The following is a 16,590-nucleotide window of genomic DNA, read 5'->3' as shown; positions in this document are numbered from 1 at the left end:
CGCCCGGGCGGTGGGCGCGCCTCTCTCGTTCCCGCACCCCCGCGGGGGTTCCCGGCCCGCGGCCGGCACTACCGATAATGGAGACCGCGTATTCATACTGGACGACAGGCAATAAAAAAGCCCGCTTGCAGCGAACTGCCAGCGGGCTCTGCTCCCTCCCCCACGTCGGGATGCAGGTCCATCGTGCGGGCTGCGAAAGCACTTTGCACGCTGCACTGCAAAACAAAACCGGCGGGTTTGGGTGACCCCTGCGGGAAAAGCCATTCCACGAAGGTAGAACCCCCCGTACGGATGAGGATGGCCGATAATCGGAATTCCCCCCAGCAACACGTGTCGTCATGTCTGTTGATCGCATCGCCAACGCGCGTCTTCGTGACCGCGTGGTCTCCGCAGAGGCCGCAGCCGCGCTGATCCAGCCCGGTGAAACCGTGGCCATGAGCGGCTTTACCGGCTCCGGGTATCCCAAGGCCGTTCCCGTCGAACTGGCCCGCCGCATCGAAGCGGTGCATGCCCAGGGCCAGCCCTTCCAGATCAGCCTGATGACTGGCGCCTCCACCGCGCCGGAACTCGATGGCGCGCTGGCCAAGGCCGATGGCATCGCCATGCGCATGCCGTTCCAGAGCGACCCGGATGCGCGCAACCGCATCAACGAGGGCAAGCTGGACTACATCGACATCCACCTCAGCCACGTGGCCCAGCACGTGTGGTTCGGTTTCTATGGCGAGATCGATACCGCCGTGATCGAAGTCTCGGCCATCCGCGAAGACGGTTCGCTGGTGCCCTCCACCTCGGTCGGCAACAACAAGACCTGGCTGGACCTGGCCAAGAAGGTGATCGTCGAGGTCAACGAATGGCAGCCGGCCGGCGTCGACGGCATGCATGACATCTACTACGGCACCGCGCTGCCGCCGCACCGCAAGCCGATTCCGCTGGTGAACGCCAACGACCGCATCGGCGACACCGCGCTGCGCTGCGACCCGGACAAGATCGTGGCCGTGGTGCGCACCAACGGCCCGGACCGCAACAGCCCGTTCAGCCCGATCGATGCGACCAGCGAGCAGATCGCTTCGCACCTGATCGAGTTCCTCAAGCATGAAGTGAAGAAGGGCCGTCTGCCGCCGAACCTGCTGCCGCTGCAGTCGGGCGTGGGCAATATTCCGAACGCGGTGCTGGCCGGCCTGGCCAAGAGCGGCTTCCGCGACCTGGCCGCGTTCACCGAAGTGATCCAGGACGGCATGCTCGACCTGCTGCGTGACGGCGTGCTGAGCTATGCCTCGTGTACCGGCTTCGCGCTGAGCCCGCAGGCCAACGAGACGTTCAAGGAGAACATCGATTTCTACCGCGAGCGCATCATCATGCGCACGCAGGAGATCTCCAACCATCCGGAACTGGTGCGCCGCCTCGGCTGCATCGGCATGAACGGCATGATCGAGGTGGACATCTACGGCAACGTCAATTCGACGCACGTGATGGGCACGCGGATCATGAACGGCATCGGCGGTTCCGGTGACTTTGCCCGCAACGGTTTCCTGTCGGCGTTCCTGAGCCCGTCCACGGCCAAGAACGGCACCATCTCGGCGATCGTGCCGATGGCCAGCCACGTGGACCACACCGAACACGACGTGTCGGTGATCGTCACCGAACAGGGCCTGGCCGACCTGCGTGGCCTGACCCCGCGCAAGCGCGCGCAGGTGCTGATCGACAACTGCGCGCATCCAGATTTCCGTCCGCAGCTGCAGGATTACTTCGACCGCGCCAGCCGCGAGAGCTACGGCAAGCACACCCCGCACCTGCTGCCGGAAGCGTTGTCGTGGCACCAGCGCTGGCTGGATACCGGCACGATGAAGGGCTGAGATCCGGAGACCCTGGTAGAGCCGGGCGGCGCCGGGGGCCCCCGCCCGCCCCCCCCCCCCCCCCCCCCCCCCCCCCGGCTCTACCCTCAAACGGCGCGCAGCGCCGCCAGCGATTCGGCCTGCAGCCGCTCGTAGATCTCGAACTCGTCATTCACCGCCACGCCCAGCGCCTGCTCGAAGGCCTCGCGGTTGGCATGCGCGGCATAGGCACGCTGTTCTTCACCGCCCAGGTTCGACTGGAAGATGCCCGCGGCACTGACCGGCAGGAAATCCTCGTAGACGATCGGGTCGGCGGTGGCCAGGCCGGCGGCCACCAGCACTTCGGCGGGCAGATCGGCCACGCGCTCCGGCGCGGCGCGGCCGGCGTCGGTCAGCTGGTAGCGGTAATAGCCCAGGCCTTCCTGGCGCAGCGTGTCGTGGTCATCCGGGAAGCTGGCGAACACCGCCTGCAGGCGCTGGCCGTAGTCGCCGCCGGTACTGCCTTCGCCACCGGCATCACGGGCCTGCGACAGCAGCTGGTCGTACAGCGCGCGGCCCTTCGGGGTCAGCGCAAGGCCACGCTGTTCGATCTCGCCGAAGCGCGCGGTATGCGTACCGGCATCGCCACCTTCGTTGTCCGGGAAATGCACGGCTTCTTCCAGCGCCTTGAAACTGGTCTGGCGCAGCAGGATCGGGCAGGCACGGCGCGGTGGGCCTTCGATCACCGCCTTGGCGGCCATGCCGTGTTCGATCATCGCGGCCTGCGCAGCGTCGATATCCAGCGTACGCGGCGTCAGATGGTTGATGTGCGGGCCACGGAAACTGACCACGTCGGCCACCAGGCGATGCGCGTTGTGCAGCGCGTGGTAGGTCGGCAGATCGACGGTGGCATCGCCATGCCAGCGGAAGGTTTCCAGTGCTTCATCGACGAAGCGCCCGGCATCGGCCTGCGACAGCCCGCCGTCACGCTCGGCCTGGTCGATCAGCGCCAGCGCGCCCTCGGTGAAGATGCGGCGGCGTTCGAGGATGCGCGCCGATTCGGCACGCAGCGCTTCGTCTTCGATCAGCTCCAGGCGCAGCAGCGAGGTGAACACGCGGAACGGGTTCTGCGCCAGTGCGGCACCGGTGAGCGGGCGGAACGCGGTGGAATGCACCGGCACACCGGCCACGGACAGGTCGTAGTAGCCGACCGGGTACATGCCCATCACCGCGAACAGGCGGCGCAGCGTGGCCAGTTCCTGCACGGTGCCGACCCGGATCGCACCGTGGCGCTCTTCATCCAGGCGCGCACGCTCGTCGTTGCGCTGCAGCTGCGCAGCCAGCGCCGGGTCCTGGTCAAGCACCTGCGCGTTGATCCGCTCCACCAGTTCCACCAGCGTGCCGTACAGCGGCACTTCGGTGCGGTACATGCGGGACATGGCCTGCGCGAACAGGCGGCGGATCACATCAGGCGAAACGAAAGAGGCGCTCATCAGTCACTCGATTACGGGAACGGGGAACAGCTCGAACCCGTATTGTCGCCGGAGCGCGGCGCGGCGGCGATATGCAGAGCAACATGAAGGAAATCGGTAGTGCCGGCCGCTGACCGGCAACCTCCGGATGCCTGGAAGGGTGCAGTTGCCGGCCAGCGGCCGGCACTACCGCTTGAGCTGGCGCCTCAGGGTGGCATCCAGGGTGATCGGCCGGTCCCAGTGCTGGTAGCTGGCCACGATGGCGTGGCGCAGCGCGCGGTAGTGCAGGTTGTCCGGCTTGGTCGGCATGCGCTTCACCACCGCCTCCCAGCCGCCCTCCGGGTCCTGGCTGAAGGCGCGCACGCTGTCGCGGCAGGTCTGGCCGCTGGCCTTGGCCCAGAAGCAGGCGAAGTAGATATCCCCGGCCTGCCAGCCATGGGTGGTGAACAGCGCGCTGATGTAGCCGCGCGGTACGCCGGCATAACGCGACACCTCGTCGAGGAAGGCGTCGGGGTAGCGTTCGGCGTAGTGGTTGATGTCCTGCAGCTGGGCATCGACCCAACGGTCACCGGTTTCCACCGTGTAGGCCGCCGAACGCTCGGCGGTCTGCTGGGCCAGCACGGTGGCCGGCACCAGCAGCAAGGACAACAACAGTGCGCGCAGTCGGACGTTCATGCCCCGATTCTGCCGCAGCCGCCGGGTCCTGTCAGGCCGCCGCCGAGGCCTTGGCCTCGATCGCCGCCAGTGCGGCCGGCCAATCGTGGGCAGTGTCGGCGGTGACCATGCGCGGTTCGTCGTCGGCCACGCCGTGCTGGGTCTCGTGGGCCCAGGTCACTGCGTACGGCGTATGCACGCCCCAGCCGCCCAGGGTCACCACCGGCTCGATGTCCGAGCGCAGCGAGTTGCCGACCATCACGAAGCGCTGCATCGGCAGGTCGAATTCGGCCAGCACGCGGGCGTAGGTTTCCGGGTCCTTCTCGGAGACGATCTCGATGCGCGGGAACAGCTCGGCGAGATTGGCGACCTTGATCTTGGCTTCCTGGTGGAACAGATCGCCCTTGGTGATCAGCACCACCGGGTAGTGCTCGGCGATGGCCGCCACCGCTTCGCGCACACCGTCGATCAGTTCGACCGGGTGGCGCAGGGTGTCGTGGCCGATGTCCAGGATGCGCTGGATGTCCTTGGCCTCGATGCGCTGGCCGGTGATGTCGATGGCCGCTTCGATCATCGACAGCGTCATGCTCTTCACGCCGTAACCGAAGGTGCCTAGGTGGCGCTGCTGCACTTCCAGCAGGTGGCGCGCGGTCTGCGTGTCATGCACGTCGACGTAGCGCGACAGCAGGTCAAGATAATCCTGCTCGGCCTTGCGGTAGTAGTCCTCGCTCTTCCACAGCGTATCGTCACCGTCAAAACCGACCAGGCCGATGGCGCGCGACGGCGCAGGCGTGGGGGTGTTCATCGCACAAGGATACAGGGGTGCTGGTGACGATAAAAACCCGGGCGGCCGCAGCCGCCCGGGTCCCCATGCACCGGTCTTCCCGAATCAGGCGTGGATCAGCGGCCCTGCGCCGCGCCGGCACCTGCACCGGCCTGCTGGGCGGCCACGTAGGCCTTGTACTCGTCGGCGCTCAGTTCGCCGTCCTTGTTGGTATCGGCCTGGTCGAACACCTGGGCCAGGCCTGCGTTCACCTGCGCCTCGGTCTTGCTGATGGTGCCGTTGCCATCGGTATCGATGCTGGCCCAGGTCTGGCCACCGCCATTGGCCTGCGCCGATGCCGCCGCGGCCGCGTTGGTCGCCTGGTCAGCGGCCTGCCCTGCCTGCGCTGCAGACTGCTGTGCCTGTGCGGCCTCGTTCTGTGCCTGCGCGGCCTGCTGCTTGGCCGACTGGGCCATCGCCGGAATGGCCAGCACGCTGCCGGCGGCGACGATCAGGGCGATCAGGGGCTTGCGGTTGCGAATAGTCATCAGGGGTGTCTCCTACCAATTGGGTGGTGTTGCGCGGCGTGTTGTCTCCGCACGGCACCTACCCTGCCACCGCCTTTCTGAATCGATTTTGCCTCGCGACCGGCGTCAACACGCACGATTAACCACTCGCCTACGCGCATGCTTTAGCGCGGTGGTTAGCATGAAGTGAGTGGCTCATAAGCTGCGCATTCAGCGCTGCCTGATTTAACCGGCAGCGAACGAAAAACCTGCGTCAGTCGACGTTCTGAGCCGATGACCGCGAACTGAACACCACCCAGCCGAGGGCAACACCAGCGAGCGCGCCGGCGATTTCCAGCACCACGCGGCTGCCGAGTTCGTTCGGATCGTGGATGGTGGCGAGGAAAAGACGCGCATACAGCGGCGACTCCAGACGCACGATGCCCATGTAGAACAGCTTCCAGGCATCGATGCCGGCGGAGATGATCACGGCGATGACGCAGGACCAGCCGATCGCGTGGCCGACCGTCCAGTGCAGGAGCCGGCACAGCTGCGACCACAGGAAGTACACCAGCAACCCGACCAGCAGGGCGATGGCGCCCGCTTCGAGGGTACCGAGCAGGCCGAAGTGCAGGGGAAGGTTCATCGGGTGGGCAACGGTGGGATGGCGGCCAGTGTAAGGGATCTGCCTCGGACCCAATCCGGTAGCCCCGATAGATCCACGCCATGCGTGGATGAAATCTCCATCGAAATCGAATACTCCGATGATTGAACGAAAGGCGTCCACGCATGGCGTGGATCCGCCGTGTCGACCAGGGTCGACACCTACCAACAGCAGCGACCCTCTGCCGATATCCCTACCGCACGGGAACGTCGTATGCGGTGCCCGGGTCCGGTTCGGGCTGCAGGGTGTAGTGCCACCACTCCTGCGGATAGTTGACGAAACCACGGCGTGCCATCGCCTGCACCAGCTGCTTGCGGTTCGCCTGCTGCGCAGCGCTCAGCCCGCTCGTCTGCGTATGCGCGCGTGGCCCGAAGAAATCGAAGTCGGTACCCATGTCCATCGGCCTACATGCACCACTGCCGCAATCCAGCAGCCCCAGATCCACCGTGGCACCGCGACTGTGGCCGGAGCGCTCGGCGATGTAGCCGTCGGCCAGCAGCCGTGGCTTGTCCAGATCCGGGTACTGCAAAGCCTTGCGCGAGCGCTCGCGCGGATCGTTCACCCAGGCCATGAAGGCCTGCACCGAGCGTACCGGGCGATAGCAGTCGTAGAGGCGCAGGCCAAAGCCATCCGCGCGCAGGTCCTGTTCCACCTGTGCCAGTGCCTTCGCCACCGGCGCCAGCAGGTAACAGGACGGCGCCTCGTAACCCGGCACGCGCGCGCCGGTGAAGTTGTTGGCGCCGGCGTAGCGGATGTCCATCTCGATGCCTGGCGACAACGTGCGGATCTCCACGAATCCGGCGCTGGCGGCATCAGTGGCCGGCGAAACACGCGGCGGCTCAGCGGCGCTGGCGCTCGCTGCCAGGGCAGTCGCCAGTACGAGTGAAATGCAGGTCCTGGAAGTCATAGCTGAAGTCGATGTCCGGGTCGATGGCACGCAGGTCCAGTGTGGGCGGCGCACCGTCACCGGGCTGCAGCCAAGCCTGTGCGTCTTCGCCCAGCGTATCCCAGCGCAGCAGCCAACGCCCCTGCAACTGCAGCACCGTGGCCTGCAGCCGGGGCGACTTGTCCACGCTGAAGCGCAGGCCGTCCGCGCCCGGGCACAGTGAGGCCGGGCCCAGCCACGGATCGCGGTAACGGCCCTGCCAGTGCGGCAGATCCGTGCGGCTCGTCTCCTGCGCCGCAACAGTGGACGGCCGCGAATGACCGGTCGCCGCCCGCGTTGCCTTGTCTGCCTTCAATTCGGCCAGGTACTCCATCGCAGGCCGCGCATCGTCCGCTGCGGTGAAGCGCTTCAGCGCGGCCTGCATCAACGCGGTACGCGCATCCTCGCCTTCGCCATTGATCAGCATCACCACACCCACCTTGCGGTCGGGCAGCAGCGCCAGCGACGAGTACATCCCTGACAGCGTGCCGGTGTGTGCCACCTTCCACTGCCCATCCATGTCAGAAACGCGCCAGCCATAGCCGTAGCCGTAAAAATGCGCGTTGTCCCAGCGCCGCTGGCGCTCACCCAGCGGCATCGGCATGTGTAATGTCCACAACGTGCGGCGCTGTTCACTGTCCAACCAATCCGGCACCACGGCAGGATCAAGCAGTACCTGCATCCAGCGCGTCATGTCGCGCAGCGAACAGCGGATGCCTCCTGCCGCCATGGACGGCAGGTCCGGGCTGATGGCACCGTCAGCGTTCACCACCTCATTGCGATCACGACGCCAGGCATGTGGCTGCGCGACGTTGCCTACGCGCTTCACCGACCAGGCCCCCACCTGGCAGCGCGTCATGCCGAGTGGTTCAAACACCTGCTCGCGCATCAACTGGTCGTACGATTTGCCACCCGCCGCAGCGGCCACTTCGCCGGCCACCACGTACATCAGGTTGTCGTAGGCATAGTGGCTGCGGAAGCTGCTGACCGGCTTCAAGTGCGCCAGTCCGGCAATGATGTCGGCGCGGGTGAACGTGTTCGGTTCCGGCCACAGCATCAGGTCGCCAGCGCCCAGGCCGAGACCGCTGTTGTGGATCAGCAGATCGCGCACCTGCATCTGCCGGCCCACCCATGCGTCATGCATGCGGAAACCGGGCAGGTGCCGCTGCACTGGATCGTCCCAGCGCAGCTTGCCCTGTTGCACCAGCCTCGCCAGCAGCGCCGCGGTCATCGCCTTGCTGTTGGAGGCGATCTTGAACAGCGTGTCCTCGTCGATGCGGCCGCCATCACCGCGCGCGCCCTCGGCATGGCGATAGACCACGTGCCCATTCTCGACCACCGCCATGGCCAGCCCGGGCAGGTGCTCATGCTGGACCACGGCGGCGACATCGGCATCGATGGATGCGGTATCGACCGCCGAAGCGGAGGGTGCGGCCAGTGCCGCTGCGAGGATCAGCAGATGATGCATGCACGCTTCCCTTCCAATGCCCGCGCCGCCCACACGGACGGCACGGGATGCAGCCTCAGAAATTCCAGGTCACCACCAACTGTGTATAGCGCGGAGCCTGCCAGCGCGTCCCGGTGGCGAACGTCGCCTCGCGGTACTGGCCGGGCTGCGCTTCATAGCGCTGGTGCACGTTGATGGTCTTCTGATTGTTGAACAGGTTGTAGACCGACAGCCGTGCGCTGAGGTCGATGCCTTCCACCGGCAAACGCCACGTCACATTGGCGCCCATGGTCCACGTCCATGGCAGGCGACCGAACGCGCCGCGCGGACTGTACTCGAACTGTCGCTGGTTGTATGGGCCGGAGCAGTTGGCCACGCACAGCCAACCGGTGCCACCGCCACTACCTTCACTGGAGGTACTGCCACCGGCGATGGAGTCGTTTGGCCACATCACGCCATACGCAGTGATCGGGCCACCGGACTGCACCTGCAACGTGGTGCCGAAGGACCATTGCTTGTTCAGTGCGTACGCAGCTCGCAGCTTGAACTGGTGGCGGAAGTCGTTGAACAGTACGCCGTAGCGCTCGTTGGTGGCGGGGTGGTCCCAGAACTGGACCATGCCAGTATCACCGTAGTTGGTATCGGAGTTCACTGGTCCTTCGAAGTTGCCTTCACTCTTCGACCACAGGTAGGACGCGTTGAGCATCCACTTCTCGTCCCATGCACGGTCGATCTGGAACTCCAGCGCCTTGTAGGTGCGCTTGGGCTTGGAATAACCGATCACCTCGCCACTGCCGCCCTTGCGGTAGCCGCTGTTGGCGGTATCGATGGTGATCCAGCCTTCATTGGCGCAGCCGATGCTCTTGTCGCCCCAGATCGTCAGGCTCTCGCCCGGGTTGGCGATCGGCCACAGCGTGCTCGGGGTCGGGCCACAGGGGGTGTAGTTGATGCGGATGTCATCCAGCGCGCGGGTCATGCGCCGATAGGTAGCATTGACGCCCCACGACCAGGCCTGGTTGATCATGTTCTGGAAGCCGAGGATGTACTCATCCTGGTAGACCGCCTTCAGGTCGCGGTCCACGCTCTGGCGCAGATCGGCACCACCGGTGTTCATGCGGGTGTCGGTCGGCCCGATCTGCTGGCCGACGATCGGTGCCATGTACGGCGAGCCCGTCGGCGAGGTCTTCTGCTCCCAGCCGTTGAGCACGTAGTAGCTGTACTCGTCGGTCAGGCCACCGGCGAAGTTCACGTTGATGTTGTTGGTCACCGGCAGGTAGTAGCGGCCTGCATTGCCGAACAGCTTGGTGCTGCCATCACCGCGCATGTCCCACGAGAAGCCGACGCGCGGTGCGATCAGGTCGTCCATCTTGATGAACGCCTTGCCGGCGGCGGTGCGGTTCTCGAAACGGTCCCAGCGCACACCGAGGTTGAGCATCAGGTTCGGGGTGATGTTCCAGATATCTTCCAGGTAGAACGCGTTGGCCTCGGTCTCGAACTTGCCGCCGGACTGGCGGTTGCGTGCGCGCAGCATCTCGGTGACGCCGGCCGGAACATAGGCGTTGGCGCCGTCCCACACTTCATCTCCGGGCCGCGCGACGTAGGCGGTATAGCTCAGCGCGGTCGGTCCCGGGTAGCGGGTGGACTGGTCGGTGGTCATCAGCTCGCGGTCCACGCCGAAGCGCAGCAGGTGGTCGCCCAGCTGCCACTCGAAGTCCAGGCGGGCCACGTCGCGGGTGTCATCGCGCTCGGCCACCGCTGTACCGGTGGGATGGCAGCCGGCGCGCAGGCCCTGCAGCTTGCCCAGGCGCGGACCGTAGGTGCTGTCGGTGAACACCGGGCTGCACGCCTGATCCAGCGACGAATTGGTGAACGCACGCTGGTTGTTCTGGCCGACCATGGCGCGGGCGGTGAAGTTCTGGCCGAAGTGGCCGGTATAGGTGGCCGACCAGTTGCGACCACCCGTCTCGGTGACCGAATCACCGCCCCATGCACCGAGCTGGTCTGCGTTCCAGTTGTAGCCATACGAGGCGTTGGTGACGTCACCTTCGTCGGAGAACGCCAGCAGCGCCAGGCTGTGGTTGTCGTTGATGTTCCAGTCCAGCTTGGTGCCCCAGAAGCCGTTGCCGGAATCATTCTTGAACCAGGTACTGCCATCGGACGAGGTGTTGTGCCCTTTGTCACTGCGGTCTTCATACATCGCGAACAGGAACAGCTTGTCCTTGATGATCGGACCGGAGCCCCACACGTTGGTCTTCAGGAACGAGTTGTTGTCGCGGCTGCCATACGAATGCGGGGTTCCATCACGATGGAAGTGGTCGCCGCCGCTGGAGCGCCATGCACTGGGTTCAGCGGTGACTTCCACGCCGCCTTCGAACTCGTTGCTGCCCGAACGGGTCACCGCATTGATCACGCCACCGGTGGAGCGGCCGAACTCGACCGAGTATCCGCCGGTCTTGACCTGAAACTCCTTGAAGAAGGCGAACGGCGCGGTACTGAAGCCGCGACGGGTGTACATGTCGGTGACATTCAGGCCATTGATGAAGACGGCATTTTCAGCCACCGACGAGCCGGCGAAGGACAAGCCACCAAAGGACGAGTTGCCGCCGACCACGCCAGGCGCCATCAGTGCGACCGCAGACAGGTCCTGCGCCACAGGAAGGCGCGAGATTTCCTGTCGATTGATGTTGAAGGATGTTTCGGTGGAATAGACATCCACGCGATTGACCACGCGTGTGCCGACCACCTGCAGTGCATCGAGATTGGTGACGCCGCCGCCGCTTGCCAGATTGACCGTGGTGGTGCCGCCGATCGCGACGCTGACAGCAACCTGATCACCCAGCTTCTGGCCATCACGGCTGAGCTGCAACTGGTAGTCGCCCACCGGTAGCTGGCCAAGGCGATAGCTGCCATCGGCACCGACCGTGACAGAGCGGGTCAGGCCCGTGCTGTTGCTGACCACGGTCACCTGATCACCGGCGGTGGCGCGGCCCGCCACCGCGCCGCTCACGTTCTGCGCCATTGCTGTGCCGGGCGGCATCATGCCCAGACACGCCCCGAGGGCGACGCACAACGCCGCCCGCTTGATGCTGTAAGCCTTCATCCCCTGCTCTCTCCTGCAAGAATTGAATGGTGTGGAATGCGATGTGTCGCGCTAGCGTTGCCCGGCTGGCAGTACCCGCCACTGGAAGTCGTAGCTCCATTGGTCGAAATACAGGTTGCCGCCTGCCCACTCGGCCTCGCCGCGCTGCGAGTCGACCGTTTCCGAGCGGAAGTGCTGCTTGGCCGGCACCAGGGCCTGGCCGAAATCGTCGTTGAAGGCGATGCGGTAGCCGTCGAGGCCACCCAGGTAGAAATCGCGCAGGGCAGGCACGTCGCTGGCCAGCGCGCCGGTGGTCACATCCATCGGCAGCCAGCCATACGGCGCCAGGTAGACCTGCCCCCAGTCATGCAGGTTGTTGTAGCCGCTGCCATCGTCGGAGAACACCATGCCCGACTGCCAGCGCGCGGGAATGCCGTTCATGCGCAGCAGCGCGATCAGCAACAGCGTCTGCTGGCCGCAGTCGGCATGTCCGGCACGTAGCGCGTAATCGCTGATGTTGCTGATCGTGGAGTATTCGCGCGCACCGGCCCATGGAATGCGATCCACGGCAGCAAACAGCTTGCGCACCACTTCATACGGGCGGGTTTCCCCCTGCAGCACCTGGTCGGAGAACAGCTTCAGCGCCGGCGTGAAGCGCACATGCGGCAGCTGCTCGGCCAGGTAGGGTTTCAGCGCCGGATCGGCCGGTGTCGGCTGCACCTTGGCCGGATCGATCGCGGTATGCCGGGCCAGGATCGTGACCGCGTAGCGGACCTCGAAGCGCATCGGCTGCCCCGCCACCGCCTTGGCTTCCAGATAGGCGGTGCGCTGCAGGGTGCTGGCCGGTGCCACGCGCGCCCTGCCGGGGGTGCTGCCCAGCCACTGCACGCGCTCCTGTTGGCCAGGAATTTCGCGCGGGTATGGAATCCAGGCGCGCACGGTTTCGCCGGCCGGGACGGCATCGGCTTTCACTGTGAGCGACTGGGTGAATTCAATGCGCTGCGGCAGTACCGACGCCTGGCCACTCTGTTCGGCTGCGGCAAGCACGCGTGCGTGGTGCGCGTTGAGCACTTCGTTCGGGCCCGGAGGCGACATCGGTGCATCCGCGCGGCGGCGTGCGCGTGCCTCATCGCTGAGCAGGAACAGGTTCGACGGTGCGCGCTTGAAATACCAACGCGTGCCATCGATGTCGAGATGCTCAATCAGGCCGAGCTGATCCCAGCGCGCGAATTCCTCGTCGGTCAGGTCGGGAATCCAGCGGCGCACGGCAGACTTGGTGGCGGCTTCGTCGAGGGAAAAATCCAGGCGGATGCGGCGCATGCGCTCTTCCTGGAACGCGATGTCGTCGAAACTGACGCCAGGCTCCGCCGCGTCCGAAGCCGACCAGGTGTTCAGTTCGCTGCCGGCTTCGGAGAACCGTCCCGCGTCGATCATCTGCACGACCCGCGCAAACTGGATGGCCGAGGGTGGCGGCTCCGCTCCCGCCGACCACGCACACAGCAGCAGCGCGGCACACAGGCCGGCAGTGGCAGGCAGACGTGGTTTGCGAACGGCAGGATCCACAGCGACACTTCCCCAGCGCGGGTGGTAACGGCTGTGTAACACGGGCCGGGAGACCGGTCAATAATTTATTCTTGCTTTCGACGCCGAAAGGAATAAATATTCCAACAGGCATTCGAGGAGGGTGTGCAGCGCATGATCCTGGCTTCCCGCGAACGGCATCGGCATTGGCCGCGCCGGTTGACCCTGGCCCTGTGCCTGCTGGCCGCACCGGCCTTCGCACTCGCTTCCCCGAGGCCTGATCCCGGCGCGCCGCTGCCCTATGTGATCGGCCTGCACGAGGCCTACCTCACCCCCCAGTACTGGGCCGCGCGCCTGGACAACGCCGATGTGCCGATCCTGGACCGCAGCCAGATCGAGGCACAGAACGCACGGATGCGGTCACAGGACAGCCACATCCAGGACATCGCCGCACTACCCGCGCAGCTTGATGCGGCGGCGGTGCGCGCCAGCATCACCTCGCTGTCGAGCTGGCCCACCCGCACTCTGTACAACGACAAGGGCCAGGCCGTTGCGCCGGCACTGCGCAGCGCGACCGAAGCCAATCTGGGCCTGCAGTCCATTCCCGCGCAGACGACACCGCAATACGGGCTGGTGGTGAAGCGCGCTGCACTGCGTACTTTCCCCACCCGCGAGCGCGTCTTCAGCAGCGTCGGTGACACCGACATCGATCGCTTCCAGGAATCGGCGCTGTTCCCCGGCGACAAGGTCGCGGTGGTCCATCGCAGTGCCGACGGCCGCTGGTTGTTCGTGCACAGCGAGCGCTACAGCGCGTGGATCGAGGCCGATGCCATCGCCAGCGGCGACAAGGCCACGGTGCTCGGCTACGGCGCGAAGGGACCGTACCGGATCATCACCGGCGCCACCGCGCAGACTGCCTACACCCCGGAAGAACCGCGCGTCTCGCGCCTGCAGCTGGACATGGGCGTGCGCCTGCCGGTGCTGGCCGACTGGCCGGCGTCAGAGCCGGTGAACGGCCAGCAGGCGCACGCCGCGTGGGTGGTTCAGCTGCCAGTACGCGAGGCCGATGGCCGGTTGAAACTGGTACCGGCGCTGCTGCCGCGCTCGCAGGACACCGCCGCCGACTACCTGCCGCTGACCCCACGCCTGCTGCTGCAGCAGGCCTTCAAGTTCCTCGGCGAGCGCTACGGTTGGGGCCACGACTACGACACCCGCGACTGCAGCGGTTTCGTTTCCGAGATCTACCGCAGCTTCGGCGTGCTTCTACCGCGCAATACCAGCGCGCAGGCGGTCAGCCCGGCGCTGGACCGCGTACCGTTCACCGGCAAGGACGGCAAGGACGTGCGCGACCGCGCCGTCACCGATCTGCAGGTGGGCGATCTGGTCTACATCCCCGGCCACGTGATGATGGCCATCGGCCACGTCGACGGCCGCACCTGGGTGATCCACGATACGGCGGGCGGCAGCTGGTTCGGTGCCGACGGCAAGCGCGTGCAGGCCCATCTCAATGGTGTTTCGGTCACCCCGCTGGAGCCGATGATGGCCAGCGACAGCGTCCGCTACATCGACCGCATCACCAACATCCAACGCCTGCGTGCCAAGACCCCCTGAATGAAGATCACTGCCATCGAACTGGGCATGCTGCGCGTGCCGCTGAAAACACCGTTCAAGACCGCCCTGCGCACGGTGGAAACCGTGGAAGATGTGGTGGTGCTGGTCCGCACCGACACCGGCCACACCGGCTACGGCGAAGCGCCGGCCACCGCGGTGATCACCGGTGATACCCACGGCTCGATCATCGAAGCGATCCGTCACTTCATCGCGCCGCGCCTGATCGGCCAGGACGTGGCCAACCTCAATCGCCTGTGCGGTCTGGTGCAGACCGCGATGGAGCGCAACACCAGCGCAAAGGCGGCGGTGGAGATCGCGCTGTACGACCTGTGGGCACAGCTGCATGGCGCGCCGCTGTACCAGATGCTGGGCGGCGGCGACCCGGTGATCACCACCGACATCACCATCAGCGTGGACTACATCGACAAGATGGTGGCCGATTCGCTGTCGGCGATCGAACGCGGCTTCGAGTCGCTGAAGATCAAGGTCGGCAAGGACATCGGTCTGGACATCGAACGGGTCAAGGCGATCCACGCCGCCGTGGAAGGCCGCGCCCTTCTTCGGCTGGACGCCAACCAGGGCTGGACCGCCAAGCAGGCCGTGCACGCAATGCGCACGCTGGAAGAAGCCGGCGTGGTGCTGGAACTGCTGGAGCAGCCGGTAAAGGCCGCCGACATCAGTGGCCTGAAGTACGTGACCGACCGCGTCAACACGCCGGTGATGGCCGACGAAAGCGTGTTCAGCCCGAGCCAGGTGATGGACCTGATCCAGCAGCGCGCGGCCGACATCATCAACATCAAGCTGATGAAGACCGGCGGCCTGTCCAACGCGATCCGCATCGCCGACATCGCCGGTATCTACGGCGTGCCCTGCATGATCGGCTGCATGATCGAATCCAGCATCAGCGTAGCCGCGGCCGTGCACCTGGCGGTGGCCAAGAGCGATGTGATCACCAAGGTCGACCTCGACGGCCCATCGCTTGGCCAGTTCGACCCGGTCAGTGGCGGCGTGCACTTCAACGAATCGGAGATCAGCATCAGCGACGTGCCGGGGCTGGGCATCACCGAAGTGCACGGGCTGGAGATGCTGGGTTGAACCGCGCAGTCGAGCATGGCTCGACTCTACAAGGGCCGCGCCCCGGTAGATCCACGCCATGCGTGGATGCTCCTGCTTCTGCTCTACCCCGTACCCCCCTCGCGTCTGGCACCCGCCCGGCCCACTCCATGACACGCTCTACGCGACCAACCGCAATGCGCCTACACATGCCCGGACTCCCCGCATGCCGCCCCTGCTGAAGATCCGCTCCGAGCGCGGGCAGATGTCGGCCATCGAGCGTCGCATCGCCGACTTCATTCTCGACAACGCCCACCTGCTGCGCGACTACTCGTCCCAGCAGCTGGCCAGCGCTCTGGGCATCAGCCAGTCCAGCGTGGTGAAATTCAGCCAGAAGCTCGGCTTCAAGGGCTACCCGGACCTGAAGTACTCGATCGGCCAGGATGTGGCTCGCGCCGGTGCCGACCCGCAGCAGGCGCCCAGCGAACCCGACAGCGGCGATGACTACCTGCGGTTGGGCGAGGCCCTGCGCCGCAGCAAGGCACAAGCCGAAGAGGAAACCCGCCAGGCCAACCCGCGCGGGGAAATCGAGCGCATCGTGCAGCTGCTCGACGGCGCGCCGAAGCTGTTCGTGTACGGCCTGGGTGACGACGGCCTGTACGCGCGTGAGTTCGCCATGCGATTGTCGCTGCTCGGCCTGCTGGTGGTGCCGCATACCGACCCGATCCTGATGTTGGCCAACCTGTCGGCGGCACGCCCGGGCGATGCGCTACTGGTGTTCTCTGAGTTCGGCAACCTGCCCCAGCTTTCGCAGCTGTCGCGCCAGTTCCAGGACATGGGTGGCAAGGTGATTTCCATCACCCGCCACACCGCCAACCCGCTGCGCGCGCATGCTGATGCAACGCTGGTGGTGTGTGCGCACGACCGCACGCCGCAGGTCGCGCAGCTGCTGTACTGTAGCGCCATGCACGCGCTGCTCGATTTCCTGTTCGTGCTGCTCTGCCACGCCAATCCGGATCGCCAGCAGCAGCTCGCGGTGAACCTGGAGCGGATCGACCACCTGCTGGATTCCTGACCGGAGCGC

General features: G+C 65.8%; 13 protein-coding genes. 4 read left to right on the top strand and 9 right to left on the bottom strand.

Annotated elements, in window-relative coordinates:
• Positions 1–338: 338 nt before the first annotated feature.
• Positions 339–1,853 (top strand): acetyl-CoA hydrolase/transferase family protein, encoded by a 1,515-nt coding sequence (locus ABE423_RS14750; protein WP_012509864.1) that lies wholly within the window; start codon positions 339–341, stop codon positions 1,851–1,853.
• A gap of 86 nt (positions 1,854–1,939) precedes the next feature.
• Here ABE423_RS14750 and ABE423_RS14745 read toward each other — a convergent pair whose 3' ends face one another.
• The 9 genes from ABE423_RS14745 to ABE423_RS14705 all read right to left on the bottom strand — a co-directional run bounded on the left by ABE423_RS14745 (position 1,940) and on the right by ABE423_RS14705 (position 12,884).
• Positions 1,940–3,304: a VOC family protein gene (locus ABE423_RS14745; protein WP_346486553.1), complete on the bottom strand. Its 1,365-nt coding sequence runs from the start codon at positions 3,302–3,304 to the stop codon at positions 1,940–1,942.
• Between the two features lie 165 nt (positions 3,305–3,469).
• A complete protein-coding gene (locus ABE423_RS14740) occupies positions 3,470–3,958 on the bottom strand; it encodes a hypothetical protein (protein WP_197617276.1) in 489 nt (162 codons plus the stop codon).
• 31 nt (positions 3,959–3,989) lie between these two features.
• Positions 3,990–4,742, bottom strand: a complete 753-nt coding sequence (locus ABE423_RS14735; RefSeq protein WP_032130030.1) for an HAD family hydrolase — start codon at positions 4,740–4,742, stop codon at positions 3,990–3,992.
• A gap of 95 nt (positions 4,743–4,837) precedes the next feature.
• Positions 4,838–5,248 (bottom strand): EF-hand domain-containing protein, encoded by a 411-nt coding sequence (locus ABE423_RS14730; RefSeq protein ID WP_004139214.1) that lies wholly within the window; start codon positions 5,246–5,248, stop codon positions 4,838–4,840.
• Between the two features lie 232 nt (positions 5,249–5,480).
• Positions 5,481–5,852, bottom strand: coding sequence for a hypothetical protein (locus tag ABE423_RS14725; protein WP_032968343.1), 372 nt, complete (start codon positions 5,850–5,852; stop codon positions 5,481–5,483).
• 211 nt (positions 5,853–6,063) lie between these two features.
• Complete coding sequence (locus tag ABE423_RS14720; protein WP_164079975.1) at positions 6,064–6,777, bottom strand: M15 family metallopeptidase; 714 nt, start codon at positions 6,775–6,777, stop codon at positions 6,064–6,066.
• Positions 6,710–8,263, bottom strand: a complete 1,554-nt coding sequence (locus tag ABE423_RS14715) for a serine hydrolase domain-containing protein (RefSeq protein ID WP_346486550.1) — start codon at positions 8,261–8,263, stop codon at positions 6,710–6,712. Before ABE423_RS14715 ends, ABE423_RS14720 begins: the two co-directional genes overlap by 68 nt.
• Positions 8,264–8,318: 55 nt before the next feature.
• The gene (locus ABE423_RS14710) at positions 8,319–11,342 is read right to left on the bottom strand and encodes a TonB-dependent receptor (protein ID WP_346486548.1); all 3,024 of its coding nucleotides are present in this window, start codon (positions 11,340–11,342) and stop codon (positions 8,319–8,321) included.
• 51 nt (positions 11,343–11,393) lie between these two features.
• Positions 11,394–12,884 carry a transglutaminase domain-containing protein gene (locus ABE423_RS14705; protein WP_346486546.1) on the bottom strand — a complete coding sequence of 497 codons (1,491 nt, stop codon included), beginning with the start codon at positions 12,882–12,884 and terminating at the stop codon, positions 11,394–11,396.
• A gap of 132 nt (positions 12,885–13,016) precedes the next feature.
• Here ABE423_RS14705 and ABE423_RS14700 point away from each other — a divergent pair, with 132 nt between their 5' ends.
• The 3 genes from ABE423_RS14700 to ABE423_RS14690 all read left to right on the top strand — a co-directional run bounded on the left by ABE423_RS14700 (position 13,017) and on the right by ABE423_RS14690 (position 16,581).
• On the top strand, positions 13,017–14,453 hold the full coding sequence (locus ABE423_RS14700) for an SH3 domain-containing protein (RefSeq protein WP_180838751.1): 1,437 nt from the start codon (positions 13,017–13,019) through the stop codon (positions 14,451–14,453).
• Positions 14,454–15,548, top strand: coding sequence for a dipeptide epimerase (locus tag ABE423_RS14695; protein ID WP_346486544.1), 1,095 nt, complete (start codon positions 14,454–14,456; stop codon positions 15,546–15,548).
• Between the two features lie 184 nt (positions 15,549–15,732).
• Entirely contained in the window at positions 15,733–16,581 is an 849-nt protein-coding gene (locus ABE423_RS14690; RefSeq protein ID WP_346486542.1) for a MurR/RpiR family transcriptional regulator, read from the top strand.
• The last annotated feature ends 9 nt before the right edge of the window (positions 16,582–16,590 follow it).

This window comes from Stenotrophomonas sp. TWI1409 (genome assembly GCF_039673015.1).
GTDB lineage: Bacteria > Pseudomonadota > Gammaproteobacteria > Xanthomonadales > Xanthomonadaceae > Stenotrophomonas > Stenotrophomonas maltophilia_A.
This window is presented reverse-complemented; position numbering and strand designations above follow the sequence as displayed.

Coding starts and splice junctions, on each gene's coding strand:
- ABE423_RS14710 (WP_346486548.1), bottom strand. CDS start 11,342: ATGAAGGCTTACAGCATCAAGCGGGCGGCGTTGTGCGTCGCCCTCGGG.
- ABE423_RS14750 (WP_012509864.1), top strand. CDS start 339: ATGTCTGTTGATCGCATCGCCAACGCGCGTCTTCGTGACCGCGTGGTC.
- ABE423_RS14715 (WP_346486550.1), bottom strand. CDS start 8,263: ATGCATCATCTGCTGATCCTCGCAGCGGCACTGGCCGCACCCTCCGCT.
- ABE423_RS14740 (WP_197617276.1), bottom strand. CDS start 3,958: ATGAACGTCCGACTGCGCGCACTGTTGTTGTCCTTGCTGCTGGTGCCG.
- ABE423_RS14690 (WP_346486542.1), top strand. CDS start 15,733: ATGCCGCCCCTGCTGAAGATCCGCTCCGAGCGCGGGCAGATGTCGGCC.
- ABE423_RS14730 (WP_004139214.1), bottom strand. CDS start 5,248: ATGACTATTCGCAACCGCAAGCCCCTGATCGCCCTGATCGTCGCCGCC.
- ABE423_RS14695 (WP_346486544.1), top strand. CDS start 14,454: ATGAAGATCACTGCCATCGAACTGGGCATGCTGCGCGTGCCGCTGAAA.
- ABE423_RS14725 (WP_032968343.1), bottom strand. CDS start 5,852: ATGAACCTTCCCCTGCACTTCGGCCTGCTCGGTACCCTCGAAGCGGGC.
- ABE423_RS14700 (WP_180838751.1), top strand. CDS start 13,017: ATGATCCTGGCTTCCCGCGAACGGCATCGGCATTGGCCGCGCCGGTTG.
- ABE423_RS14720 (WP_164079975.1), bottom strand. CDS start 6,777: ATGACTTCCAGGACCTGCATTTCACTCGTACTGGCGACTGCCCTGGCA.
- ABE423_RS14735 (WP_032130030.1), bottom strand. CDS start 4,742: ATGAACACCCCCACGCCTGCGCCGTCGCGCGCCATCGGCCTGGTCGGT.
- ABE423_RS14745 (WP_346486553.1), bottom strand. CDS start 3,304: ATGAGCGCCTCTTTCGTTTCGCCTGATGTGATCCGCCGCCTGTTCGCG.